The organism is Pseudomonas sp. GZJR-8 (assembly GCF_002916705.1).
Taxonomy (GTDB): Bacteria; Pseudomonadota; Gammaproteobacteria; order Pseudomonadales; family Pseudomonadaceae; genus Aquipseudomonas; species Aquipseudomonas synxantha_A.
In genome coordinates, this window is record NZ_JXSI01000007.1 from 271212 (window position 1) to 295533 (window position 24322).

Sequence of the window (24322 nt, forward strand, 5' to 3'; positions counted from 1 at the left end):
AGGAGAATGCACGGTGAACAAAGCCCGTAACCTCAATGCCCTCCCCGGCGTGGATCACGGTTTTTGCTCGATTGACGATCCGCTGCGCCCTGATGACGTGTTTATTTGCAAACAGGTGCACAGCGCGTCAGTGATCGAGTGGCAGCCGGGTCAGCCGGCCAACACGATTGAGGCTGACGGGGTGTTCACCCGGAGCCGGCAGCCAATTGCGGTCATTACGGCCGACTGTTTGCCCATCCTGATCGCAGGCGGTGATTTAGTGGCCGCCATTCATGGCGGCTGGAAGGGCCTGCAACGCGGGATTATCGGCAATGCCGTGCAGCGTTTTATCGATGAAGGCATTAGCGCGGCCCAGTTGCGGGTGGCAATTGGGCCGTCGATCAAGCCTTGCTGCTATGAGGTGAGTGAAACGTTCATTGCCCAGTTCCAAGCGGATCAAGGCCACCTATGGGAGGACAGCCAGGCGCCCTGGAGCATTGAGCAACCGACACCGCTACAAGCTCCGCACATTACACCGCCCCACGCCAGGCAAGCGGGAAGTGCCTGGTTTGACTTGAGCGGGTATGGGCTGCTGTTGCTGCAAGCGGCGGGGGTCAAGCGCGAGCAGATCGAGGTGAGTGACGTGTGCACTTATTGCACGTCACCGACGTTTGCCAGCTATCGCAGGAGGACGCATCACTTGGAGGAGCCGAAGACATTGATCTATTCGTGGATTGCTCGTACACGCTAACGATCAGCGATTGCTCTTCAACCCCTTGCGTCCCGCATGTCGCTCCAACGCCAACTCAATCAACCGGCTCACCAACTCGCTGTAGCTCATGCCCGCCGCCTGCCACAGCTTGGGGTACATGCTGATGCGGGTAAAACCAGGCAGTGAGTTGATCTCGTTGATCAGGACTTCGCCCTCATTCGTCAGGAACACATCCACCCGCGCCAGCCCTGCGCAACCCAACACCTCAAAGGCTTCAATGGCCAAGCTGCGAATTCGTTCGCTGGCTTCATGGCTGATAGCCGCAGGCACCACCACTTGGGCGGCCTGATCGTCGATGTATTTGCTGTCGTAGGAATAAAAACCGTCGCTCACCACGATCTCACCACAACCGCTGGCGATTGGGTGGTCATTGCCCAACACGGCGCATTCGATTTCACGGCCCTGGACGGCGGACTCCACCAGCACTTTCTCATCAAAACCCAACGCCAGCTCAACCGCAGCGTGGTACTCGGCTTCGCTGCCGACTTTGCTCACGCCCACTGAGGAGCCCTGGTTGGCGGGCTTGACGAACATCGGCACGCCGAGCTTGTTCGCCGCCGCTTCAAAGGAAGTGCGCGCCGCGTTGCCACGGGTGAGGGTGATGAACGGCGTGACGGCAATACCGGCGTCACGCAGCAGGCGCTTGCTGATGTCTTTGTCCATGCACACGGCCGAGCCGAGCACGTCGGAGCCGACGAAAGGCAAGTCGGCCATACGCAGCAAACCTTGCAGGCAACCGTCTTCGCCAAGGGTGCCGTGGACAATCGGGAAGATCACATCAATATGTTCCAGCAGGCCCTGCCCGGAGGTTTCCACCACCTGCTGGCTGGCCTTGCCCGGCACCACCGCCAATTCGCGGTTGGATTGGTTGAGGGCGATCAGGGCCGGGTTTTCCTGGTTGATCAGGAAGTTCGACGTGTCGTTGAGGTGCCAGTGGCCGGCCTTGTCGATACCGATCAGGATGGGCTCGTAGCGCGAACGGTCGAGGGCATCGACGATGTTGCGCGCCGATTGCAGCGAGACCTCATGCTCAGCCGAACGGCCACCAAAAATAATACCTACCCGCACCTTGCTCATGACCCGGCCTCACTGTTGAAAGTAAGGCTTCTTAACACGGGCGGTCAGCGATCCGCTAGCAATCTGCACCACCCGACGCCTGCACAATCGTACAAGACCCCAGACAGACAACCGTGGCAGACTCGGTTAACGTGTTCCCACCTCCTTCTGTGACAAGTCACCATGGGCAAACCCACCCACTCCCTCGACTGGCTGCACCGCGCCCCGCACGCCAGCGGCCTGGACCGTATCGAGGCGTACTTTGCCGGTTTCGCATTCGACCCCCATCGCCATGACACCTACGCCATCGGGCGCACGTTGTTCGGCGTGCAGAGTTTTCATTATCGCGGTGGCATGACCCACAGCATGCCCGGCACCACCATGGTGATTCACCCGGACGAAACCCACGACGGCCGTGCCGGCAGCGATGAAGGCTTCAAGTACCGGATGATTTATGTGGAGCCGGCGCTAATCCAGCAAATCCTCGGCGGCAAACCCTTGCCTTTCATTCCCGGCGGCCTGTCGACCGACCCTCGGCTGCACCGCGCCAGCGAAGTGCTGCTGCAAAGCTTGGATTGCCCGATTGACCCGATGCAAGAGCAAGACGCCATGTTCGACCTGGCCCAGGCCCTGAGCGAGGCATCCGGTGCCGTCGTCAGCCGTAAATCCTTCGACTACGTGGCCGCCGAACGCGCCCGTGAATTTATCCACAGCGCCCTGGGCCGCAGCATCACCCTGGATGAAATAGCCGACCATGCCGACCGCGACCGCTGGGCGTTATCGCGGGATTTTCGCTTGTTGTTCGGCACCAGCCCCTACCGCTACCTGACCATGCGCAGGCTGGACCTGGTGCGTCACTTGTTGGCCCAGGGCCAATCTCTGGTGGATGCCGCAATGACCGCCGGCTTCACCGACCAAAGCCACATGACCCGGCAATTTCGCAGCACCTACGGCATGCCGCCGTCGCGTTGGGTAAAGATGCTCGGACGCTGATCCAAGACTTGGAATGCATTCAATGTGGGAGGGGGCTTGCTCCCGATAGCGGTGTATCAGCGACAAATATATTGACTGACACACCATTATCGGGAGCAAGCCCCCTCCCACATTTTGAATGTAGTGGTGTTGCTGGCATTTGGTCATGGTTTGTAAAGGGCCAGCAAGCTGTGTCCCTTTAAATTGCAGGACGTTTCCGAGACAATCCCTGCCGCCTTGTGCCTGTTGGAATCGATGGCTAGTCTTCGGTCCGTCGCTGGATTTCAGTGATCGGGTTTAGCAGCCTGAGTTCAATAGGCACACGGTCCACATCTGCATTTATGGTGGCTGTGCGCGGGGCACCTTCGGGTGCGCTGGTTTTCCTATTGACCGGTCTGCTAACCCGCGTACAGCTGCCACCCTACGTTTAGCAGCGTTGGTGGTCGCTCCCATGCCCAATAGGAGTTACACCATGACCAAAGCACTTCCCGATCCACCCATGGACTGCCTCGTCGTCAACGAAGACCTCAGCTTCGAAGACGCTCAACTCTATATCTCACACCTGATCAACAGCGCCTCTGCCACCGTGTGGGACTGTTGCGATCACCTGCAACCCCATGACCGCGCCAGAATCCATGCCGCGTGGCATTTGCTGGAGATGGCCAAGACCGTGCTAAACCGCACCATCGAGTGCATGCCGCGCACCTGAAAACACGACAAAACTCATGTGGGAGCTGGCTTGCCTGCGATGCAGACACCTCGGTACATCAGATACACCGAGGCGATGCTATCGCAGGCAAGCCAGCTCCCACATTTGGGTTCTGTTGTCGCCAAAATCGAGTTTGGTGTCCGAACGTGCTCTTTAGCTCGACAACTGATTGGCAAACTGCCCGACCGCACTCACCACTTTTTGCGCACCGTCCTGAATTTCCACAATCACCGTACCCGCCTCGGCTGCCAGGGCCAGGCCTTGCTCGGCTTGCAGGCGACCGTCGGCCATCAGCGCAACCGCATCGCGGGCCATGTCCTGGTTCTGGCGCACTACGCCGACGATTTCCTCGGTGGCTTTGCTGGTGCGTGAAGCCAGTTGCCGCACTTCATCGGCCACCACCGCAAAGCCACGCCCCTGCTCACCGGCACGCGCGGCTTCGATGGCGGCGTTGAGCGCCAGCAGGTTGGTCTGCTCGGCAATGCCACTGATGGTCTTGACGATGCTGCCGATCACCTGGGACTGGGCATTCAGCGCCTCGATACCTTCGCCAGCCTGTTGCATGTGTTGGGCCAGGTCGCGCATCACGTCCACCGCCTGGGTGACCACGGTGGTGCCGCGCTGGGCGCTGTCGTCAGTTTGCAAGGAGGTGCTGTAGGCAATGTTGGCGGCCTCGGCCACCGCTTGCTCGCGGTTAACCTGGTCGGTGATCACCGTGGCGAACTTGACCACTTTGTACAGCCGTTCGTTGGCGTCCAGCACAGGGTTATAGGTGGCTTCCAACCACACCAGGCGACCGTGGCTGTCCACGCGCTTGAAGCGCGCCGCCACGAACTCACCGGCGTTCAAGCGCTTCCAGAACTGCTGGTACTCGGCGCTGTTGTATTCCTGCGGTTCGCAGAACATACGGTGATGTTTACCCTGGATCTGCGCCAGGCTGTACCCCATGGCGCCGAGGAAGCGGTCATTGGCGGTGAGCACATGCCCGTCCAGGTCGAACTCGATCAACGCGGTGGAGCGCATTAGCGCGGTGATGAGGTTTTCATGTTCACGCGAACTCTCGATGGTGCGGGTAAGGTCGCTGGAGAACATCGAAAACTGCTTGATGCGCCCCTGTGAACTGCGCACCGGCTGCAAGATTGAGCGCAACCAGGCTTCTTTGCCATTGCCACGCATCAGGCGCACGGCGCCGGCAAAGTGTTCCCCGCGGGCCAGCGCGTGCTTGAAGCGCAGTTGGAACTCGTCCTGGCGCACATGTGCCGGCACCAGGTCTTCGATCGCGCGCCCGACAATCTCGCCCAGCGAGTAAGCCAGTTCCTGCAGGAAGTTGGCATTGGCCCACTCCACACGGCCTTCAGGGTCCAGTGTCAGGCAGAGCATTTCGTTTTCCAGGCTCTCTTTCACCTGGAGCAAGCTCGACAATTCTTCGCGCAGAGCGGTCAGCTCCTGCTTCAGGCCGGTATTGAACATGGGGCACCGTTAGGCAAGTGAGGTGGGTGTTCTAACTTGCATCGGCGCTGCCGGGGTTTTCTGAAGAGCGCTTGAGCCCTGGGCCGAACTATATTTTCAACCGCCATTGTTACGGCATACGCCCATGACCTGATATTCCAGGGTATTGAGCTTGCCGCTGGAGTCTTCATAGGTCATGCGCGACGGCACGACGTTGCACGAGCGGATCGGCGGCGTCACGTTGACGACCTTGGCAATGTCCAGGTCCATGCCATAGCGGTAAGCCTGAACCTCGGGCACCGGCTTGCCTTTTTTGATCGCGTAGGCGGCCATGGCTTTCTCATTGCGCTCCATCATCAGGGCAAAGGTGCGATCCCCGCCCCCTTCGGCCAGTGCGCCAAATGACAACACAGCCGTTAATACAGCCACACCTACTTTATAAAAGTTCATTGCGGTTTCCTCGACTGAAAAGTTCAGTGTCGAGATTAACCAACCCACCCTGACGCCAAGTTCACCAGAACATTACTTATTTGTTAGATGGCCGTTAGTTTCCAGAATCGTAATCTTCATGCAATGCGCCTGTTATACGCCGTTTGCAACTATCAGCCTGGGCCAGATCAATAAGAACGCCTGCCTCTATAAGAAGCCGATAACTGCCATCACCGAGGAGCGCATCATGAATATTCGTCACTACACCCTTCCCTTTTCACTGATGGCCGCGTTGCCCCTGGCCGTGGCGGCAGGGCAGGAAAAGCCCGACGGTTTTATCGAAGGCAGTAGCCTGAACGTACTGGCGCGCAATTTTTACTTCAATCGCGACGATCGCAAGGGCCAATCCAGCCCCACCGGTAACGGCTATTCCGAAGCCTGGGCGCAGGGGCTGATCAGCCGGTTCGAATCCGGCTTTACCCAAGGCACCGTGGGGTTTGGCCTGGACGCGTTTGCCATGCTGGGGCTCAAGCTCGACTCCGGTGCAGGCCGTAGTGGCGGCAAGGGCTCGTTCGGTGTGTTGCCGGTGGACAACACCAATCAGCCCGAAAACCGCTACAGCAAACTCGGCGGAGCGGCGAAACTGCGTGTATTGGACACCGTGATCAAGGCCGGCGACGTATTCCCGCTGACGCCCGTTGTGGCGTACGGCGATTCACGGGTATTGCCCCAAAGCTTTCGCGGTTTCACCGTACAAAACAACAGCCTGAATGGCCTGAGCTTGCAAGGCGGACGCTTGAGCGGCATGAGCCAGCCCAATGAAAGCGGGACGAACAAAGGCTTTGCCACCTTCTATGCAGGCAAGGTCGACTCGCCCTGGATCGCCTACTTCGGCGGTGACTACCAGCTCAACAGCCACTTGGGTTTTAGCCTTTACAGCAGCCGCTTGAAGGACGCGTGGGACCAGTACTACGTCGGCAGCAATGCCAATTACGCATTGACCGACGACGTGTCTCTGTTCGGCGACGTCAACTACTACAAGGCCGTGGACGAGGGCAAGAAACGGCTCGGCGAATTCGACAACAACATCTGGAGCGCCAGGCTTGGGGTCAAGGTCGGCGCCCATAGCGTGGCCGTGTCGCACCAGCGCAACAATGGCGACGATGACTTCGACTACCTGCGCCAGTCTGATTCGATCTTCCTCAACAACTCGATCCAGTACAGCGACTTCAATTCGCCCAAGGAGCGCTCATGGATGGTGCGCTACGACCTGGACATGCAGACGTTCGGCATCCCGGGCCTGTCGTTCATGACCCGTTACGGCAAGGGCACCGGCGCCGACTACAGCAATGCCAACGCCGTGTATATGCGTCGCGATGCGGTGGGTAACCCGCTGACCGATCAACGCCGTTGGGAACGGGATATCGAGGCCAAGTACGTGGTGCAAAGTGGGCGTTTCAAGGATTTGTCCCTGCGCTTGCGCCAGGCCACCGTGCGCTCCAGTGCCTTTGAGTCCGATCTGGAAGAAGTTCGCTTGATCGCCGAATATCCACTGGCCGTTTTGTGACACTTACATTCGCTCGCGATTAACTAACATCTGTTCACAAATAGCCGGTTATCAAAATTGTAATATTGGCCTCAGCTTCTCGTTAGTTTCAACTTTCTATACTCGCGCCAACTTATTTACCGAGCACGTTCATCTCTGAAGCTTTTGTGTAGCTCCTTTGGAAAGAGATGAATTTTTAACGCCCCGCTTGGGGCGTTTTTTTTGTGCGCCGGGCTATGCGACCGATGGTCGCAGTTGACCCTAAAGCTACTTTAGCCTTCAGACTTTTCCCACTTTGATAACAGCCGCCATAAGGACATGGGCGCCTTCTCTCCATCATTCAAGAGGTAACCCCCATGCGTATCCTTGTGATTGAGGACGAGCAAAAAACCGCTGACTATTTGCGACAGGGTTTGAACGAAAGCGGCTACGTGGCCGACTGCGCCGCCAATGGCATTGATGGCCTGCACCTGGCCGAGCAGCATGCCTACGAGCTGGTGATTCTGGACGTCAACCTGCCGGGCAAGGATGGCTGGCAAGTGCTGGAACAACTGCGCCGCAACGGCAACCAGCGGGTGATGATGCTCACGGCCCGCGGCAGGCTGGCGGACAAGATCAAGGGCCTGGACATGGGCGCCGACGATTACCTGGTCAAGCCGTTCGAGTTCCCCGAGCTGCTGGCGCGGGTGCGCACCCTGTTGCGGCGCAGCGAACACATCCCCCAGCCGGAAGTGTTCCGCGTCTCGGACCTGGAACTGGACCCGCGTCGCCACCGCGCCTATCGCGGCACTCGGCGCATCGACCTGACCACCAAGGAATTCGCCCTGCTGCAGGTGCTGATGCGCCAGAGCGGTGAAGTGCTGACCCGCACGCAGATTATTTCGCTGGTATGGGACATGAATTTCGACTGCGACACCAATGTGGTGGAAGTCTCCATCAGCCGCCTGCGCGCCAAGGTCGACGACCAGAGCGAGGTCAAGCTGATCCACACCATTCGCGGCGTCGGCTACGTGCTGGAGGCGCGTCCATGAAAACCGGCAGCCTGTCGATGCGCCTGGGTTTGACCGTCAGCCTGATGGGCGCGGGCCTGGTCTTGCTGCTGGCCACCCTGGCCTACCTGGCCCTCACCCATGAACTGGAAAAACTGGCGCGCAAGGGCCTGGAAAGCAAGATGGAGCAGCTCCAGCACAGCCTGTCCCTGGGGCTCGACGCCCAGGCCATTCGCGCTCGTCCCCATGCGCTGCTGGACCTGGTCATCGGCCACGACAATTTCTACCTGACCATCGTCGGCACCGCGCCCGACACCCGCGTGTTACTGAACATCGGCGCCAAGCCACAATCGCCGTTGCTCACCGACTTCAAACCGCGGGAAACCCTCGGCTACCTGAACTGGACCGACAGCGACGGCAACCAGGTGCTCAGCGCCTCCAGCCTGATGCGCCTGGCCAGCGGTGAACGCGTGCGGGTGCTGCTGTCCCTGGACCGCAGAGACGACCAGGCACTGCTCAGCGCCTATCTGCGCGCCACGCTGATTGCGCTGCCGCTGCTGTTGATACTGATCGGCATGGGCGCCTGGTGGTTGGTACAACGCGGCTTGGCGCCGTTGAAGCAATTCAGCCAGGTGGCGGCGAAGGTCACCACCCAGGACCTGACACACCGTTTGTCCGTCGACAATTTGCCCCACGAACTGGGGGAACTGGCCCAAGGCTTCAACGTGATGCTCGACCGCCTGGATGCGGGCGTACAGCAACTCTCGCAATTCTCCGATGACCTGGCCCACGAACTGCGCGCCCCGCTGACCAACCTGATGGGCAAGGCTCAACTGACCCTGTCGCGCCAGCGCCCGCCGGAGGAATACAAGGCAGTGCTGGAATCCAGCACCGAAGAGCTTGAACGCCTGGGGCGTATTGTCAGCGACATGCTGTTCCTTGCCCAGGTCAGCCATCCGGCGGCGCGGGCGTCATTCACCGACGTATCCCTGGGGCAAGAGGCCGAGCGAGTGATGGAGCTGTTTGCCCTGAGTGCCGAAGACAAGCAAGTCACCCTGAGCCTGCGCGGCGAGGCCTGGGTGACGGGGGATCGTCTGATGATCCAGCGGGCGATTTCCAATTTGCTCTCCAATGCCATACGCCATACGCCAGAAGGTTCGAGCATCCTGCTGTTGGTGGAAACCTATGGCCAGAGCGTGTCGCTGTCGGTGGGCAACCCCGGCCGAGGCATCGACGCGCACCACCTGCCGCACCTGTTCGAACGTTTCTACCGCGCCGACAGCAGCCGAACCCGCGCCGAAGGCGGCAACGGGCTGGGGTTGGCCATAGTGAAATCGATCATGCATTTGCATCAGGGGCATGCTCATGTCACCAGCCAACCTGGGCGTTTCACACGGTTTAGCCTGGTGTTTCCTTTGCAAACAACAGAGATCTCATGTGGGAGGGGGCTCGCCCCCGATGGCAGTGTGTCAGTCAACACATGTATCAACTGACCTGCCGCTATCGGGAGCAAGTCGAATCGTCGCACCGCCCCTCCCACATTGGTTGTGTGGTGCATTCAAGATTGTTATTCGGCCTCTTCTTCACGGCGATGAGCCCATTGGTACAACGCTGGTAGCACCAGCAACGTCAGCAAGGTCGAGGAAATAATCCCGCCAATCACCACCGTTGCCAACGGGCGTTGTACTTCGGCGCCGGTGCCGGTGGCGAGTGCCATGGGGATAAACCCGAGGGACGCCACCAGCGCAGTCATAAGCACCGGGCGCAAGCGGGTCAGCGCGCCTTCGTGGATCGCCACCGCTAACGAGCGCCCTTCTTCGCGCAGGTTGCGGATAAAGGCGATCATCACCAGGCCGTTCAGCACCGCCACACCCGACAAAGCGATAAAGCCCACCCCCGCCGAAATCGATAGCGGAATATCCCGCAGCCACAGCGCCATGATTCCACCAGTCAACGCGAACGGAATCCCGGTGAACACCAGCAAGCCATCCTTGAGGTTGTTGAACATCATGAACAGCAGGCCGAACACCAGCAGCAACGCCACCGGCACCACGATACGCAGGCGCTCGGAGGCTTCTTTCAACTGCTCGAATTGCCCGCCCCAGGTGGTCCAGTAACCGGCGGGCACTTTCACCTGAGTGGCAATGGCCGCTTCGGCTTCCTCGACAAACGAGCCGATATCACGCCCACGCACGTTGGCGCTGACGATCACCAGGCGCTTGCCATTCTCGCGACTGATCTGGTTGGGGCCCAGCACCAGGTCGAGGCTGGCGACCTGGGACAAGGCGATAAAGCCCAGTTGTCCCGAGGTACTACCGGCCAGCGCCGGCACCGGAATCAATAGCCGTGACAAGCCTTCGATGTCTGTGCGCAGTGCGTCGGACAAGCGCACGACCATATCGAAACGCCGATCACCTTCGTACAACGTACCGGCCTGACGCCCACCGACGGCGACAGCGATGGTGTCCTGCACATCGCCCACATTCAGGCCAAAGCGAGCGGCCTTGTCGCGGTCGATATTGATGGTCAGCACCGGCAGGCCGGAGGTCTGTTCCACCTTCACTTCCGAGGCGCCGTTGAGCTTTTGCAAGGTCTCGGCGATTTCCCCGGCAGTGGTGTTGAGCACGGCCATATCATCGCCAAACACCTTCACCGCCACATCGCTGCGCACCCCGGAAATCAGCTCGTTGAAACGCAGCTGGATCGGTTGCGACAGCTCATACACGCTGCCCGGCACAATCGCGCTGGCGCGTTGGATGTCGGCAATGATCGCCTCGCGTGACTTGCTCGGGTCCGGCCATTGGTCCTTGGGTTTGAGCATCACGTAGCTGTCGGAGATGTTCGGCGGCATCGGGTCGGAGGCGATTTCCGCCGTACCGGTGCGCGCAAATACCCGCTCGATTTCCGGCACTTCGGCCAGCAAGGTTTTTTCCAATTGCTGCTGCATCTGCACCGATTGCGTCAGGCTGGTGCCAGGTACGCGCAGCGCCTGCTGGGCGAAGTCGCCCTCGCTGAGGCTGGGGATAAATTCGCTGCCCATACGGCTGGCGACCAGGCCCGATACGACGATGGTCAGCAGCGCCAGGCCAAATACCAAGGGGCGGCGCGTCATCACCCAATTGAGCACTGGGTCATACACCCGGCGTGCGCTGCGCATGACGAAGTTTTCTTCTCCCTTGACCTTGCCGGTGACGAACAACGCAATCGCCGCCGGTACGAAGGTCACCGACAGAATCATCGCGCCGAGCAAGGCAATCACCACCGTGAACGCCATCGGGTGGAACATCTTCCCGGCCACCCCGGTAAGAGCGAAGATCGGCAGGTACACCACCATGATGATCAGTTGCCCGAAGATCAGCGCCCGTCGCGCCTCTTTGGCAGCAGCGAACACTTCGTGCAGGCGCTCACTGCGGGTCAGCAGGCGGCCGTGACGCTGCTGCGCATGGGCCAGACGACGGATGGCGTTCTCGACGATCACCACCGCACCGTCGACGATAATGCCGAAGTCCAGCGCACCGAGGCTCATCAGGTTGGCGCTGACTTTGTTGGTGAACATGCCGGTGAAGGTGAACAGCATCGCCAGCGGAATCACCATCGCCGTGATCAGCGCCGCACGGATATTGCCCAGGAACAGGAACAACACCGCCACCACCAGCAACGCACCTTCGAAGAGGTTCTTCTTCACGGTGGCGATGGCTTTTTCCACCAGGTTGGTGCGGTCGTAGACGGTGACCGCCACCACGCCTTCGGGCAGTGAACGGTTGATCTCCTCGAGCTTTTTCGCCACTGCCTGGGACACGCTGCGGCTGTTCTCACCGATCAACATGAACACGGTGCCCAGTACTACTTCGCGGCCGTTTTCGGTGGCGGCGCCGGTGCGCAGCTCGCGGCCAATGTCGACCTGGGCCACGTTGCGCACACGAATCGGGGTGCCGTCCGAGGTGGTGATGACAATGTTGGCGATGTCATCGATAGACGCCACTTGCCCCGGCGCGCGGATCAACAACTGTTCGCCGCTGCGCTCGATATAACCGGCACCAACGTTGGCGTTGTTGCGCTCCAGCGCGGTCACCAGATCGTTGAGCGTCAGGTTGTAGGCGGCCAGGCGCTTGGGGTCCGGTGCGATCTGATATTCCTTGGCGAAGCCGCCAATGGTATTGATCTCGGCCACGCCCGGCACATTGCGCAGCTGCGGTTTGATGATCCAGTCCTGGATCACCCGCAGGTCGGTGGGGGTGTAAGGCGTACCGTCCTCTTTGCGCGCACCGTCCTCAGCTTCCACGGTCCACAGGAAAATTTCCCCAAGCCCGGTGGAAATCGGCCCCATCGCGGTTTCGATGCCATCGGGCAATTGTCCTCGGGCCACTTGCAGGCGCTCGTTGACCAGTTGGCGGGCAAAAAACAGGTCGGTGCCGTCCTTGAAAATCACCGTGACCTGGGACAAACCGGAACGCGACAGCGAACGTGTCTGTTGCAAGCCGGGCAGACCGGCCATGGCGGTTTCGATGGGAAAGGTGATGCGCTGCTCGGTTTCCAGCGGCGAAAAACCGGCGGCCGCCGAGTTGATCTGCACCTGCACGTTGGTGATATCGGGCACCGCGTCGATGGGCAGTTTCTGATAGCTGGCGATGCCGACACCGGCCATCAACAGCACCGCCAGCAACACGATAATGCGCTGCTCGATGGCGAATTGGATAAGGCGCTCAAACATGGGGAATCACTCGCAGATCAATGGGCGTGTTCGGCCGAGCCTTTGCCCAGTTCGGACTTGAGGATGAAGCTGCCAGCCGTCGCCACTTGCGCACCGGCCTCCAGGCCCTGACGCACTTCGACGTAGCCGTTTTCACTGACGCCCAGTTCAAGATGGCGGGTGATAAAGCCTTCTGCAGTGCGCACGAACACCGAGGGCTTGTCCTCGACGGTCTGGATGGCGGCTTGCGGTACGGTGACCTTGGCCTGGTAGGTATCGGTGGCGACTTGCACGGCCACGAATAAACCAGGACGCCAGGCGTCGTCGGGGTTGGGCACCGTCACACGCACGGTGGCGGTACGCGTTTGCTCGCCGAGCAAGTTGCCGACATACGCCACGGTGCCCAGCACTTCGGTGCCCATTTCCGTCGAGCTGACTTTTACTGGTTTGCCTACGCGGACCTTGTTCAAGTCCTTGGGAAAGACACCGAAGGTGACCCACACCTGAGACAGGTCCGAGAGCGTGAATGCGTTGCTGGTTTCACTGACCACCTCGCCCACGCCCAGGTGTTTTTCCACCACCACCCCGGCGAACGGCGCCCGCAGTTCATAGCGATTGCCACCGGCCAGAACTGCGCTGCCGCTGAGGGCGGTCATCTTCTGCCGCGCATTGTTCAGGGCGATTTCGGCCTCTTGCAGGGTTTGCCGCGCCAGCAGGTAATCCTGCTCGGCGGAGATTTTGTCCTGCCACAACTGGCGCTCGCGCTCAAAGGTGGTACGCGCCAGTTCGACCCGGCGCTGGCTGGCCGCCAACTCACTGCGCTGGTCGGAAATCTGCTGGCTGGCGATCACCGCCAACAGTTCGCCTTTTTTTACCGACTGGCCCAGATTGACGTTCACCGCTTCCACTACGCCCGCAGCACGGGGCACGATGTGGGAGGTACGGTCTTCATCAAAACGCACCTCGCCGGGCAGCGTCAGCACCGTGCTGATCGAGCGCGGTTGCGCCTGGGCCAGTTGAATACCGGCGGCCTGGATCTGCTGCTCGGTGAGTTCAAGTTTGCCTTCTTCTTCCTCGGCGTGGGCCAAGCCCGATAGCAGCAGGCCCAAGGCGACGGCGAGCGCCATGCCATGTTTTTTGTTCATCAGGGAACTCCAGGAAAAATCAAAACCGGGCGAGGTCGCCGTAAATTCGTTCGATACGCACCCAGGCGTCGGTGGCCTGGGCCGTCGCCGCGAGGTACTGGGTGCGGGCCGCGATCAAGGTACGCTGGGCGTCGAGCACGTCGAGAAAGTTGAACTTGCCCATCTCGAAACCACGGGTGGCGCTGTCTACCGCGCTCTGTGCGGCAGGCAGGATCTGTTGGTTGAACGCACGCACTTCGGTGTTCGCCGTTTGCCACAGGTCCAGGGCCTGGCGGGTTTCGGTGCGCAGGCGCAGCTCGGCGGCGTTGCGCAGGTCGCGGGCCTGGTCGGCGCGTCGAGTGGCCGCGAGGATGTTGCCCTGGTTGCGGTTGAACAGCGGGATCGGCATCGACACGCCCACCAGGTTGACCCGCTCGCGCACGCTGGCGTCGTACTGGCTGCCAATGGACACATCCAGGTCCGGAATGCGCTGGGCTTTTTCCAGGCCCACGCTGGCTTCGTTCTGCACAATATTGAGTTCGGCCAGGCGCAGTTCGGCGGTTTGCTCAAGACGTGCCAGCAAAGGCGCGGCGGCGGGTAACGCCGGCGCGGAGGTGTTTGGCGTGGCGACGGCCTGGAAGTCGGTGGCCGCACTGCCGGTGCTGGTGGCCAGGCGACGGTAGGCATCAGTGAGGCCAATCTGTGCGCGGTTCAATTCCAGGCGGATTTCCGACACCTGCACCTGGGCGCGGGTAGCTTCCACCGGTGATGACTTGCCGGCGGTGACACGCCCGTTGGCGACCACCAGGCCGCGCTCGGCAAGCGTCATGGAGCGTTGCGCCAGGTCGAGGCGCTCCTGGGCGCGCAGGGCGCCGTAGTAGCTGTCGATGACCTCGGCGCGCAACAGGTTACGGCGCTGCTCCAGGGTCAGCGCGGCGGCGTCCTGGGCGCGGGTGGCCACCTCGATGCGCGCACCGCGCTTGCCGCCCAGTTCCAGGGTCTGGCTGAGTTTGATACTGGTGGTGCGGCTGTTGCGGCGGGTGTCTTCGGCATCCCAGGAGGCCACCGGGTTGGGGATCAAGCCGGCCTGCTGGCGGCCGCCCTGGGCGATGTCGATTTCCCATTGTGCGGCCGCCAGGTCCGGGTTGTTGGCGAAGGCGGTTTGCAGCGCTGCATCGAGGGTGAGGGGTTGTGCCTGGGCGGCGTTTGCGGATATCCACAATGCCAATGCTGCCGCCCCCAACAGTGTTCTAACGGAAATTGCCATAACGAGAGTTCCACGCCCATGAAGTCGCTGAGGTGTCCCAGCGGGGGCAATGTAGCTGTCGGTACTTATCAGGGCCGTGGGTGAAAGATTACAAATCCGTTAGCCAGGCTCAGGCATGCACGTCGTCGTGATCGTCATGCTGAAAACCCTCGCCCTCGACCTGGATCGTGGCATGGGAAATATCGAATTGCTCGTGCAGTAACTCCGTCACTCGGCTGAGGATCTGCTGCTCAGTGCCCTGGGATGCATCCGCGACCAAATGCGTACTCAGCACATTCTTGCCACTGGTGAGGGCCCAGATGTGCAGGTCGTGCACGTCCCTGACCCCAGGCACGCTGCGGATGGCCTGCTCCACCTGCTCGATATCGACGCCTTCCGGCACACCTTGCAGCAGGATGTTCATGCTCGCCTTGAGCAGGGTCCAGGTGCGCGGCAATACCCAAAAGCCGATGGCGGCCGCGACCACGGAATCGACCCACCCCCAGCCGGTGAACATGATCACCAGCGCGGCAATGATCACGCCGACGGAGCCGAGCATGTCGCTCCAGACTTCCAGATAGGCACCCTTGACGTTAAGGCTCTCGCCGCTGGCCGCGCTGAGCAGGCGCATGGAGATCAGGTTGACGACCAGCCCCAGCAGCGCAATCACCAACATGCCGGTGGACTGGATCTCGGCGGGCGTCTGCAGCCGCAGGTAAGCCTCGTACAAGATGTAGAACGCCACGGCGAACAGCAGCAATGCATTGAACGCAGCCGCCAGAATCTCGAACCGCGCATACCCGAAGGTGCGCTTGCGATCTGCCGGGCGCTTGGCGACCTGGATCGCCACCAGGGAAATCGCCAGGGCCAGGGCGTCGGTCATCATGTGCGCCGCGTCCGACAACAGTGCCAGGCTGCCGGTGATAAAGGCGCCGATGACTTCGGCCAGCATGAAGCTGCCGGTCAGCCCCAGGGCGATCCACAACTTGCGTTCGTGGCCGGCGCGTACTTGGGCGTGGCTGTGTCCTGCGCTCATGGGATGTCCTTGTGGGTTGGGAGGAAACGGATCATAGAGCTATAGGCCAGATCCACGGGCATGGTTTGCAAAATTGTCATCTGCACGCCAGAACGTCGTTAGCGTTGAGCGCACCAAAATCGTTCATGGATACGATGGGGCAGTTCTATCAGGTATGCTTTTCAAGCCGAAACAAAAAGAAACATATTAGCCAACCTGCTCGATAAGGAGTTCCGTTTTGGAGTTATCGACTGCCGCGTGGATGGTTCACGACACCCGTCTTATGCTCTGCGTCCTGCTGGCCATCGCGAGCATCATCGTGCTGATCAGCGCGACCAAATTGCCGCCGTTCCTGTCGATTCTGATCGGCACCTTTATCGCCGGTGTGGGTGCCGGTCTACCACCAGAGGAAGTGGCCAAAGCGTTCAGCAAGGGCGCCGGGGCGATTCTGGGTGAGGCCGGTATTATCATTGCCCTGGGCGCAATGCTCGGCGCGCTGATGGCCGAATCCGGTGCAGCCGACCGTATCGCCACTACCTTGCTTGGGCTGGGCAAAGGCAAGTCATTGCCGTGGGTGATGGCGCTGGTCGCCATGGTGATCGGCCTGCCGCTGTTCTTTGAAGTGGGCCTGGTGATGATGGTGCCGATCATCTTTGTGATGGCTAAGCGTTCGAACCAGCCGCTGCTGAAAATCGCCATCCCGGCATTGGCGGGCATGACCACCCTGCACGCCCTGATGCCGCCGCATCCGGGGCCGCTGATTGCCGTGGGTGCGTTGCACGCCGACCTGGGCCTGACCATGTTGCTGGGTTTGTGCCTGGCGGTACCGGCGGTGATCCTGGCCGGGCCGCTCTACGGCAATTGGTTGTCCAAGCGCCTGCATGTGGACGAACCGGCCGAGATTGGCGCGCTGTTCAGCGCACCGCCCAAGGCTCCGCGCCAGCCGAGCTTTGGGGTGTCGTTGCTGATCATTCTGTTGCCGGTGATCCTGATGCTCGGCAGCACGCTGGCCAAAGTCGCGCTGGCGCCAGAAAGCCCCCTCGGCCTGACCTTGAAGTTCCTCGGTGAACCGCTGATCGCTCTCGGCCTGGCCGTCATCGCCGCAGTGATTTGCCTCGGCTGGGCCGCAGGCAGGCCACGCGCCGACGTCGGCAACACCCTGCGCAAAGCTCTGGCGCCCATCGCCGTGTTGCTGCTGACCATCGGCGCTGGTGGCGGCCTCAAGCAAACCCTGCTGGACGCAGGCGTCAGCCAGACCATCAGCAAGGTCGCCGAAGGCGCGCACATGCCCTACCTGTTGCTGGCCTGGCTGATCGCCGTGGCCCTGCGCCAAGCCACCGGCTCGGCCACCGTCGCTACCACTACGACGGCGGGCATCCTCGCGCCGATGATGGCCGGGCTGGCGGCAACGCAAAGCTCATTGGTCGCCCTCGCGATTGGCGCCGGTTCGGTGTTTTTTTGCCACGTCAACGACGCCGGGTTCTGGATGGTGCGCGAGTACTTTGGCTTGCAGTTGAAACAGACGATCTGGGTGTGGTCGGTGTTGCAGACGATTGTTTCGGTGGTTGGGCTGGTGGGTACCTTGTTGCTCTGGCACTTCTTGACCTGAACTTCAGGCGGCCAAGGTGTGGCGTTTGCCAAACAACGCCACACTTCCCACCCCCACCGCCCCCATCACCACGCAATACCCCACGCAGACCCACGGGCTGGTCGGCATCAGCGCGATCAATAGCAGCGGCGTAGTACTCGCCCACAGCGCATAGGCAATGTTGTAGGTGAAGGAAATCCCCGACACCCGCACCTGCGCCGGGAACAGGCCGACCATCACTGACGGCACCGCGCCCACCACCCCGCAGCTCAAGCCTGCCACGGCGTACGCCGCGCCCAGCCACACACCGCCGCTGATCAGGCTGGCATACAGGATAAAAATCCCTACCGGCAGCAACAGGCTGTAGACCAGCACCGCGCGCCAGGCGCCGATGCGGTCCACGAGCAAGCCTGCGAGGACGCAACCGATATTCAGGAAGACGATGCCCAACGCGCTCAGGGCGAAGGTGTGGCTGGGGCTCATGCAGAAGGTTTTCTGCATCATGGTCGGGGTGATGACCACCAGCACCACCACGGCTGAGGTGAGTACGCAGGTCAGGATCATGGCCGGCAACAGCACGGCGCGATGCTCGCGCAGCACGGTGCGTAATGGCATTTCGGCGGCGGCCTGGCGACGCGCCTGCATTTGGAGGAACACCGGGGTTTCGCTGAGCCAGCGACGCAGCCATACGCCGATCACGCCGAATACGCCGCCGAGCAGGAAGGGCAAGCGCCAGGCATAGTCGAGGATTTCGGCCGGGGTGAAGACTTGCGCCAGCAAGGTGGCAGTCAATGCGCCCAGCAGGTAACCGAAGGTCAGGCCGGCTTGCAGGAAGCCCAAGGCGTAGCCACGGTGCAGGCGCGGCGCGTGCTCGGCGACGAAGGTCCAGGCGCTGGGCACTTCGCCGCCCACTGCGGCACCTTGCAGCACGCGCAGCGCCAGCAGGATCAAGGGTGCGAAATAGCCGATCTGCGCGTAGGTCGGCATGATGCCGATCAGCAGGCAGGGCAAGGCCATCATCAGGATGCTCAAGCTGAATACGCGCTTGCGCCCCAGGTGGTCGGCAAAGTGCGCCATCAGGATGCCGCCCAGCGGACGGGCGAGGTAGCCAGTAACGAAGATGCCGAAGCTTTGCAACAGGCGCAGCCACTCAGGCATTTCCGGGGGGAAAAATAATTGGCTGAGGGTCAGCGCGAAAAACACAAAAATAATGAAGTCGTAGATTTCCAGGGCTCCACCGAGGGCGGCCAGGCCCAGGGTTTTGTAGTCGGAGCGGGAAAAACGCTGCGCCCGTGGGGAAAAGGTGGCAGTCATGTGCAGGCTCGGCAGACAAACAAAATGGCGTGCAGGTTATGAGCTGAACCCATTGAAGGCAATCACGACGGATATATTTGTTTTACTCATTGATCGTTGAAGATAACTACATTCCCAAATCAATGGGGGTAGAGGAACATGCCGTAAAACTGCCAAACCCCATAATAAATACAAGAGGAAAGCTTCATGGCCGATGCTATCGAAGAAAGCCGTTACGCTCGATTTGCTCTGCGTTGTTCCAATTTTGCCGAGCGCTGGTTTCCCGACTCCTGGGTGTTTGCCGCCCTCGCGGTGATTATCGTCGCCGTGGCGACCCTGGGCATGGGCGCAGCGCCCGCCGAAGCGGCCAAGGCATTTGGCGACGGGTTCTGGAGCCTGATTCCGTTCACCATGCAGATGGCGTTTGTGGTGATCGGCGGTTATGTAGTCGCCAGCTCGCCGCCCGCGGTGAAGTTGATCGACCGCCTGGCGCGCATCCCCAAGAACGGTCGTTCGGCGGTAGCCTGGGTGGCGTTGATTTCCATGGTGGCATCGTTGCTCAACTGGGGCTTGTCCCTGGTGTTCGGCGGTTTGCTGGTGCGGGCGTTGGCCCGTCGTACCGATTTGCGCATGGACTACCGCGCCGCTGGCGCTGCGGCATACCTGGGCCTCGGTGCCGTGTGGGCGTTGGGGCTGTCGTCGTCAGCCGCGCAGTTGCAGGCCAACCCGGCCAGCTTGCCGCCGTCGATCCTGTCGATCACCGGGATGATCCCGTTCACCGAAACGATCTTCCTGTGGCAATCCGGTGTGCTGCTTCTGGCGCTGATCGTGGTGTCGCTGATCATCGCCTACGCCACCGCGCCAGGCCCCAACAGTGCCCGGGATGCCAAGGCCTGCGGCGTCGACCCGGCCTTTAACCTGCCCAAGCCACAACCGCCGACGCGTCCTGGCGAATGGCTGGAACACAGCCCGTTGCTGACGATATTGCTGGCATTGCTGGCAGCCGGCTGGCTGTTCCATGAGTTCTCAACCAAGCCGGCGATCAGCGCCATCTCGGGGCTCAACACCTATAACTTCCTGTTCATCATGGTCGGCGCCCTGCTGCACTGGCGCCCGCGCAGCTTCCTCGATGCCGTGGCCCGTGCGGTGCCGACCACCACCGGCGTGCTGATCCAGTTCCCGCTGTACGGCTCGATTGCCGCACTGATGACGGTGGTCAAGGGCGGTGACGGCCAGACCCTGGCGCACCATATCTCGACGTTCTTCACCTCCATCGCCTCCCACGACACCTACGCGCTGCTGATGGGCGTGTATTCGGCGGTGCTGGGCTTCTTCATCCCATCGGGTGGCGGAAAGTGGATTATCGAGGCGCCCTATGTGATGCAAGTGGCCAATGACCTGCAATACCACCTGGGCTGGGCGGTGCAGATCTACAACGCCGCCGAGGCACTGCCGAACTTGATCAACCCGTTCTATATGCTGCCGCTGCTGGGGGTGTTGGGGCTGAAGGCGCGGGACTTGATCGGGTTTTCGTTTGTGCAGTTGTTGGTGCACACGCCGCTGGTGTTGTTCTTGTTGTGGGCGCTGGGGACGACGTTGAAGTATTTGCCGCCTGTGATGCCCTGAATAACGGGTGACCGCAACTGTTGGTAGAACAGCTGCGGTCAAGGATTTACAGGAAGGCGTGCCAATAGATCAGGTAATGCACTCTGTATCGTGTCCCAAACAACATCCAAGTTGATATCGAAGTAACCATGAGCGATTCGGTTGCGCATCGCTCGCATATTGCGCCAAGGAATATGTGAATGGCGTGCCGCGAAGTCCGGATGCTGATCCATGATTTTCGTCGACGCTTCACCAACGATGATCAGGCTCATGACCACAGCTTGTTGTGTTCGCCGGTCCTCCAAAAACTCTTCTTTGCTCAAGCCCTCTACAAAAGTGATAGCGTCAGTGGCAGCTTGCCTTATGTGCTCCAGATAATCCCCTAAGCGATTTTCTGTCATACAGGACGGGCCTCAGCCAACACCTTGGCGCGAAATTTCAAAGGCAAGTCGCCAGGCGTCAACAGGTCGACATTGACGCCTAACAAGTCCTCAAGCTCGACCTGCAACCCGCCAAGATCAAAAAGAGTTGTCCCCGGTGGCACATCAACCAACAAATCAAGATCACTGCCTTCTTGGTCGGTACCCGTTAATACAGACCCAAATACTCTCGGGTTTGATATTTGGAAACGTCCTATCACTTCTCTGACAGCTGCTCGTTGTAGATCAAGTGCAGTTGAAGGTTTCACGACTCACCTCGATGGTGTGCATTAGAAGCCCAGTCTAGCAGCGCTTACTCTGTGTAGACACGCCCCGCACATCACATGTGTGTCTTCGTTCCGTCACATTCCATTGCTACCGTCCTGCGAAATATCTTGCAACATCTCGCCAAGGACTCCCCCCGCAATGAGTGACGAGCACAACGACCGCCCTACCCCCGACTCCGCCCCCAAAACGCCGGTCGACACCAGCCGTCGGCGCTTCCTCGGCGGTGCGGCGGTGTTGGGGGTAGGCGCGACTTTGAGTGCCTGCGGCCATACCAGCGAAGCGCCGAGCACACCGGTAGCCAGGCCGCTCACGCCCCAGGAACTGGACAAGGCCTTGAGCGACCAGGTTAAAACCGTGGTGGTGATCTACGCCGAGAACCGCAGCTTCAACAACCTGTTTGCCGATTTCCCCGGGCTTGAAAAACCACTGTCGGCGTTATCCGCCACTGACACCCGGCAGCGCGACCGCGACGGTAGTGTGCTGGCCAGCCTGCCGCCCACATGGGGCGGTGTGTTGCAAGTAGGCCCGCAAACGGTCGACGGGGTGACCTACCCCAGCGGTGTGCAATTCCAGGAAAACCTTTCCAACGCACCGTTTGCCCTCAAGGGCCCGAACGCCGAAGACCTGCCATTGAGCTTGGTAACCCGCGACCTGTGGCATGTGTTCTATCAAAACCAGATGCAGATCAACGGCGGCAAGAACGACGGTTTTGTCGCCTGGGGCGATGCCGGGGGCCTGGTGATGGGCCATTACGCCCAAAGTCGTTATTCTCTGCGCCTGTGGGACGTTGCCAGGGAGTTTGTGCTCTGCGATAACTTTTTCCAGGGCGCATTTGGCGGCTCGTTTCTTAACCACCACTACCTGATCAGCGCCACGGCGCCGGTTTATCCCAATGCCGCGCAATCGGTGGCCAAGGCGCAGATCGCCACGCTGCAAAGTGATGACCCCACCGACACGCGCCTCAAGCCGCTGGACGCGTCCCCGGCCAGCGCCATGACCGGCCCGCCGCAGTTCGGCCCCAGCGCGCTGACCCCGGACGGTTACGCCGTAAACACCCTGGCCCCGCCGTATTGGCCCACCTGGATTCGCGACCCGCAAAACCCGGATTACTCAAAGCCTGACCTGCCCAATGTGCTGGTGCCGCAAACCCACGAGCACATTGGCGACAAGCTGTCGAAAAAGAACGTTGACTGGGCCTGGTATGCCGGCGCGTGGCAGGCCACTCTGGAGCAGTTCAAGGATTCGGGCGGGATCCCCAAGATCCCGAACTTCCAGTACCACCATCAGCCGTTCAACTACTTCAAGCAGCAAGGTCCGCAAAACCGTGCGGAACGTGATAAACGCCTGCGCGACGGCGGCTTGGGGGATGAATCAAGCACGAACAAGTTCTTCGCAGATGCCCAGGCCGGCAAGCTGCCGGCCGTGAGTTTCTACAAACCCCAGGGCAACCTGAACATGCACGCCGGTTATGCCGATGTGGCCTCGGGCGACCGCCATATCGCCCGCGCCCTGAAAGTGCTGCAAGAGAGCCCGCAGTGGAAAAACATGGTGGTGGTGGTCACCGTCGATGAAAACGGCGGCTGGTGGGATCACGTCGCGCCGCCCAAGGGTGACCGCTGGGGCCCGGGCACGCGGGTGCCGGCCCTGGTGGTGTCGCCGTTTGCGCGCAAAGGCACGGTTGACCACACGGTGTACGACACTGCATCGATCCTGCGTTTGATCACCCGAGTGTTCCAATTGGAGACTCTGGACGGCCTCAAGCAGCGTGACGACGCGATGATCGCCCGCGGCCAGAAGCCCATGGGCGACCTGACCAACGCTTTGCAATTTCACCCGTAGAGGCTTATCCAATAACGACATGCCTGGCGATTTAACACGCGATTTTCCCGGTCAGCCGCTACTGTGTGCAGGTGGGCTTTTATCCCGCGCAGACGGGCGTCGCTGACAAGGAACCAACTATGTTTAAAACGACCAGGCTGTCCTTCACCCTCGCCGCACTGCTGGTGAGTGCGGTCGTACAGGCCGACATCGAGGTGCCTCTGGGCAGTACGCAGCGCGTCACCCAGTTATTCGCATTTCCCAATAACTGCAACGTGATCTGCTTTCGGCCATGGACGCTGGAGCAGACCGCTGAGCACTACTTGAACCAGAGCCTGCAGCGTGACGGCTACAGCCGCGCCAGGGTCAGTGTGAAAACCCACGATGGCCAGGTCTGGGCGAATTTCAGCGGCGTACCGGACACCTACGGCCAATCCTTGACCACCTTGCTCAGTACCGCCGACCTCGCTTATCAGGGTGCCAGCCGGCTCAACAGCGATGGCAAGTGGGCTTATAACTGGTACCTGTTCCTGCCGCTGGGCATGGCCCTGGAGAACCGCAAGAGCATCGAACTGCTGCACTTTCCTCCGGACTACTCGCTCACCCAGGCCCAGGACTACCTGGAGTCGGCCACCACTGACCGCTGGGCGGCCTTGCTTACCGACAACGGCATCCCGGCCAGCGAGACACCGGCTTACCAGACCATCATCGATATCGCGCCCATCGCCGCACCGTCCAACGCAGGCAAGGATCTCGAGAGCGTCTACAGCTACTTCACCGACTACCAGACCCGCATGGTCAAGGAACTGAGCCTGCACGCCAACGGCTCACTGCCGATGGTGGCGTTCGGCGCGCCGGTGCGCAGTTGGCTCAAGCAACAATACGGTCAGAACGTCGGCGTGCTGGAGCTGACCCAGATCAGCCCGACACCAGGCACGAGCGTGTCAGTGCTGGGCGCCAACCACCCCAGCTACATCTGGTACGCGGCGGACCCGGCAAGCTATGACGGCGATGAACAAAAGGCCGACGAGGCCGGATTGAAAGTAATGGGGCAGGATTTAAGCGCGGCCTGCTGGCAAGCGGGCATGGGCCAGAAACCCGCCAGCGATGCGAATGTGTTGCTCAAAGCCTGCTTGAATACCTGGCAGGTCACACGCAAGGAGCAGACCTGTGAGCTGTTCTTCACCTCGGTGCGCAACCTGACCCCGGAGCAGGCCAATACCAAGTGCGCCACACCGCCTATCAAGGCGCAATTGAAGCAGCTGAAAAACGCCGCGCCGCCCCCCACTGTTACCTCTCCCGCGCTTTAACGCGAACCCGCGGTTTCTACTGTCA

20 protein-coding genes and 1 pseudogene are annotated in these 24322 nt (G+C 60.6%); 10 read left to right on the forward strand and 11 right to left on the reverse strand.

The window, feature by feature from the left end; all coding sequences use genetic code 11:
- Window positions 1-13 precede the first annotated feature (13 nt).
- On the forward strand, window positions 14-730 hold the full coding sequence (locus tag TK42_RS16470) for a polyphenol oxidase family protein (protein WP_103734678.1): 717 nt from the start codon (window positions 14-16) through the stop codon (window positions 728-730).
- A 3-nt stretch (window positions 731-733) separates the two neighbouring features.
- Here the strand turns inward: TK42_RS16470 and ddlA are convergent, their stop codons facing one another.
- Window positions 734-1828 (reverse strand): D-alanine--D-alanine ligase, encoded by a 1095-nt coding sequence (ddlA, locus tag TK42_RS16475; RefSeq protein WP_103734679.1) that lies wholly within the window; start codon window positions 1826-1828, stop codon window positions 734-736.
- A 162-nt stretch (window positions 1829-1990) separates the two neighbouring features.
- On the opposite strand from ddlA, the gene TK42_RS16480 reads away from it, so the two are divergent.
- Both TK42_RS16480 and TK42_RS16485 read left to right on the forward strand, forming a co-directional pair.
- On the forward strand, window positions 1991-2800 hold the full coding sequence (locus tag TK42_RS16480) for an AraC family transcriptional regulator (RefSeq protein WP_032878033.1): 810 nt from the start codon (window positions 1991-1993) through the stop codon (window positions 2798-2800).
- A 451-nt stretch (window positions 2801-3251) separates the two neighbouring features.
- Window positions 3252-3488 (forward strand): hypothetical protein, encoded by a 237-nt coding sequence (locus TK42_RS16485; protein WP_005784550.1) that lies wholly within the window; start codon window positions 3252-3254, stop codon window positions 3486-3488.
- Window positions 3489-3641: 153 nt separating this feature from the next.
- On the opposite strand, the gene TK42_RS27355 is transcribed toward TK42_RS16485, so the two are convergent.
- The 3 genes and pseudogenes from TK42_RS27355 to TK42_RS16500 all read right to left on the reverse strand — a co-directional run bounded on the left by TK42_RS27355 (window position 3642) and on the right by TK42_RS16500 (window position 5387).
- Entirely contained in the window at window positions 3642-4073 is a 432-nt protein-coding gene (locus tag TK42_RS27355; protein ID WP_371920264.1) for a methyl-accepting chemotaxis protein, read from the reverse strand.
- Window positions 4074-4181: 108 nt separating this feature from the next.
- Window positions 4182-4958 (reverse strand): annotated as a pseudogene (locus TK42_RS27360) (PAS domain-containing protein); the annotation flags it as partial.
- 96 nt (window positions 4959-5054) lie between these two features.
- Complete coding sequence (locus TK42_RS16500; RefSeq protein ID WP_003188305.1) at window positions 5055-5387, reverse strand: DUF2790 domain-containing protein; 333 nt, start codon at window positions 5385-5387, stop codon at window positions 5055-5057.
- Window positions 5388-5613: 226 nt separating this feature from the next.
- Here TK42_RS16500 and TK42_RS16505 point away from each other — a divergent pair, with 226 nt between their 5' ends.
- The 3 genes from TK42_RS16505 to TK42_RS16515 all read left to right on the forward strand — a co-directional run bounded on the left by TK42_RS16505 (window position 5614) and on the right by TK42_RS16515 (window position 9394).
- On the forward strand, window positions 5614-6933 hold the full coding sequence (locus tag TK42_RS16505) for an OprD family porin (RefSeq protein ID WP_103734692.1): 1320 nt from the start codon (window positions 5614-5616) through the stop codon (window positions 6931-6933).
- 335 nt (window positions 6934-7268) lie between these two features.
- Entirely contained in the window at window positions 7269-7943 is a 675-nt protein-coding gene (locus TK42_RS16510) for a heavy metal response regulator transcription factor (protein WP_005784544.1), read from the forward strand.
- Complete coding sequence (locus TK42_RS16515; protein WP_103734681.1) at window positions 7940-9394, forward strand: heavy metal sensor histidine kinase; 1455 nt, start codon at window positions 7940-7942, stop codon at window positions 9392-9394. The genes TK42_RS16510 and TK42_RS16515 overlap by 4 nt, the downstream gene beginning before the upstream one ends.
- A gap of 74 nt (window positions 9395-9468) precedes the next feature.
- Here the strand turns inward: TK42_RS16515 and TK42_RS16520 are convergent, their stop codons facing one another.
- From TK42_RS16520 to TK42_RS16535, 4 genes are all read right to left on the reverse strand, one after another.
- The gene (locus tag TK42_RS16520) at window positions 9469-12612 is read right to left on the reverse strand and encodes a CusA/CzcA family heavy metal efflux RND transporter (RefSeq protein WP_103734682.1); all 3144 of its coding nucleotides are present in this window, start codon (window positions 12610-12612) and stop codon (window positions 9469-9471) included.
- 17 nt (window positions 12613-12629) lie between these two features.
- Entirely contained in the window at window positions 12630-13736 is a 1107-nt protein-coding gene (locus TK42_RS16525) for an efflux RND transporter periplasmic adaptor subunit (protein ID WP_078820219.1), read from the reverse strand.
- Window positions 13737-13755: 19 nt separating this feature from the next.
- Complete coding sequence (locus TK42_RS16530) at window positions 13756-14982, reverse strand: TolC family protein (RefSeq protein WP_078820218.1); 1227 nt, start codon at window positions 14980-14982, stop codon at window positions 13756-13758.
- A gap of 109 nt (window positions 14983-15091) precedes the next feature.
- Window positions 15092-15997 carry a cation diffusion facilitator family transporter gene (locus TK42_RS16535; RefSeq protein WP_032878042.1) on the reverse strand — a complete coding sequence of 302 codons (906 nt, stop codon included), beginning with the start codon at window positions 15995-15997 and terminating at the stop codon, window positions 15092-15094.
- A 217-nt stretch (window positions 15998-16214) separates the two neighbouring features.
- Between TK42_RS16535 and TK42_RS16540 the strand changes: the two genes are divergently transcribed.
- Window positions 16215-17585: a gluconate:H+ symporter gene (locus TK42_RS16540; protein WP_103734683.1), complete on the forward strand. Its 1371-nt coding sequence runs from the start codon at window positions 16215-16217 to the stop codon at window positions 17583-17585.
- Between the two features lie 3 nt (window positions 17586-17588).
- Here the strand turns inward: TK42_RS16540 and TK42_RS16545 are convergent, their stop codons facing one another.
- Complete coding sequence (locus TK42_RS16545) at window positions 17589-18878, reverse strand: MFS transporter (RefSeq protein ID WP_103734684.1); 1290 nt, start codon at window positions 18876-18878, stop codon at window positions 17589-17591.
- Window positions 18879-19064: 186 nt separating this feature from the next.
- Here TK42_RS16545 and TK42_RS16550 point away from each other — a divergent pair, with 186 nt between their 5' ends.
- On the forward strand, window positions 19065-20483 hold the full coding sequence (locus TK42_RS16550) for a short-chain fatty acid transporter (RefSeq protein WP_032878044.1): 1419 nt from the start codon (window positions 19065-19067) through the stop codon (window positions 20481-20483).
- Window positions 20484-20521: 38 nt separating this feature from the next.
- Here the strand turns inward: TK42_RS16550 and TK42_RS16555 are convergent, their stop codons facing one another.
- Both TK42_RS16555 and TK42_RS16560 read right to left on the reverse strand, forming a co-directional pair.
- Window positions 20522-20863, reverse strand: a complete 342-nt coding sequence (locus TK42_RS16555; RefSeq protein WP_103734685.1) for a DUF86 domain-containing protein — start codon at window positions 20861-20863, stop codon at window positions 20522-20524.
- The gene (locus TK42_RS16560) at window positions 20860-21150 is read right to left on the reverse strand and encodes a nucleotidyltransferase family protein (RefSeq protein WP_078820214.1); all 291 of its coding nucleotides are present in this window, start codon (window positions 21148-21150) and stop codon (window positions 20860-20862) included. The genes TK42_RS16555 and TK42_RS16560 overlap by 4 nt, the downstream gene beginning before the upstream one ends.
- A gap of 157 nt (window positions 21151-21307) precedes the next feature.
- Here TK42_RS16560 and acpA point away from each other — a divergent pair, with 157 nt between their 5' ends.
- Both acpA and TK42_RS16570 read left to right on the forward strand, forming a co-directional pair.
- Window positions 21308-23008: an acid phosphatase gene (gene acpA, locus TK42_RS16565; protein WP_032878048.1), complete on the forward strand. Its 1701-nt coding sequence runs from the start codon at window positions 21308-21310 to the stop codon at window positions 23006-23008.
- A 119-nt stretch (window positions 23009-23127) separates the two neighbouring features.
- A complete protein-coding gene (locus tag TK42_RS16570) occupies window positions 23128-24297 on the forward strand; it encodes a hypothetical protein (RefSeq protein ID WP_103734686.1) in 1170 nt (389 codons plus the stop codon).
- The last annotated feature ends 25 nt before the right edge of the window (window positions 24298-24322 follow it).

Bases quoted from the DNA above. Each gene is read 5' to 3' on its own strand.
- TK42_RS16570 (WP_103734686.1), top strand. From the start codon at position 23,128: ATGTTTAAAACGACCAGGCTGTCCTTCACCCTCGCCGCACTGCTGGTG.
- TK42_RS16525 (WP_078820219.1), bottom strand. From the start codon at position 13,736: ATGAACAAAAAACATGGCATGGCGCTCGCCGTCGCCTTGGGCCTGCTG.
- TK42_RS16530 (WP_078820218.1), bottom strand. From the start codon at position 14,982: ATGGCAATTTCCGTTAGAACACTGTTGGGGGCGGCAGCATTGGCATTG.
- TK42_RS27355 (WP_371920264.1), bottom strand. From the start codon at position 4,073: ATGCGCGACCTGGCCCAACACATGCAACAGGCTGGCGAAGGTATCGAG.
- TK42_RS16505 (WP_103734692.1), top strand. From the start codon at position 5,614: ATGAATATTCGTCACTACACCCTTCCCTTTTCACTGATGGCCGCGTTG.
- TK42_RS16535 (WP_032878042.1), bottom strand. From the start codon at position 15,997: ATGAGCGCAGGACACAGCCACGCCCAAGTACGCGCCGGCCACGAACGC.
- TK42_RS16500 (WP_003188305.1), bottom strand. From the start codon at position 5,387: ATGAACTTTTATAAAGTAGGTGTGGCTGTATTAACGGCTGTGTTGTCA.
- acpA (WP_032878048.1), top strand. From the start codon at position 21,308: ATGAGTGACGAGCACAACGACCGCCCTACCCCCGACTCCGCCCCCAAA.
- TK42_RS16485 (WP_005784550.1), top strand. From the start codon at position 3,252: ATGACCAAAGCACTTCCCGATCCACCCATGGACTGCCTCGTCGTCAAC.
- TK42_RS16555 (WP_103734685.1), bottom strand. From the start codon at position 20,863: ATGACAGAAAATCGCTTAGGGGATTATCTGGAGCACATAAGGCAAGCT.
- TK42_RS16510 (WP_005784544.1), top strand. From the start codon at position 7,269: ATGCGTATCCTTGTGATTGAGGACGAGCAAAAAACCGCTGACTATTTG.
- TK42_RS16515 (WP_103734681.1), top strand. From the start codon at position 7,940: ATGAAAACCGGCAGCCTGTCGATGCGCCTGGGTTTGACCGTCAGCCTG.
- TK42_RS16520 (WP_103734682.1), bottom strand. From the start codon at position 12,612: ATGTTTGAGCGCCTTATCCAATTCGCCATCGAGCAGCGCATTATCGTG.
- TK42_RS16550 (WP_032878044.1), top strand. From the start codon at position 19,065: ATGGCCGATGCTATCGAAGAAAGCCGTTACGCTCGATTTGCTCTGCGT.
- TK42_RS16545 (WP_103734684.1), bottom strand. From the start codon at position 18,878: ATGACTGCCACCTTTTCCCCACGGGCGCAGCGTTTTTCCCGCTCCGAC.
- ddlA (WP_103734679.1), bottom strand. From the start codon at position 1,828: ATGAGCAAGGTGCGGGTAGGTATTATTTTTGGTGGCCGTTCGGCTGAG.
- TK42_RS16480 (WP_032878033.1), top strand. From the start codon at position 1,991: ATGGGCAAACCCACCCACTCCCTCGACTGGCTGCACCGCGCCCCGCAC.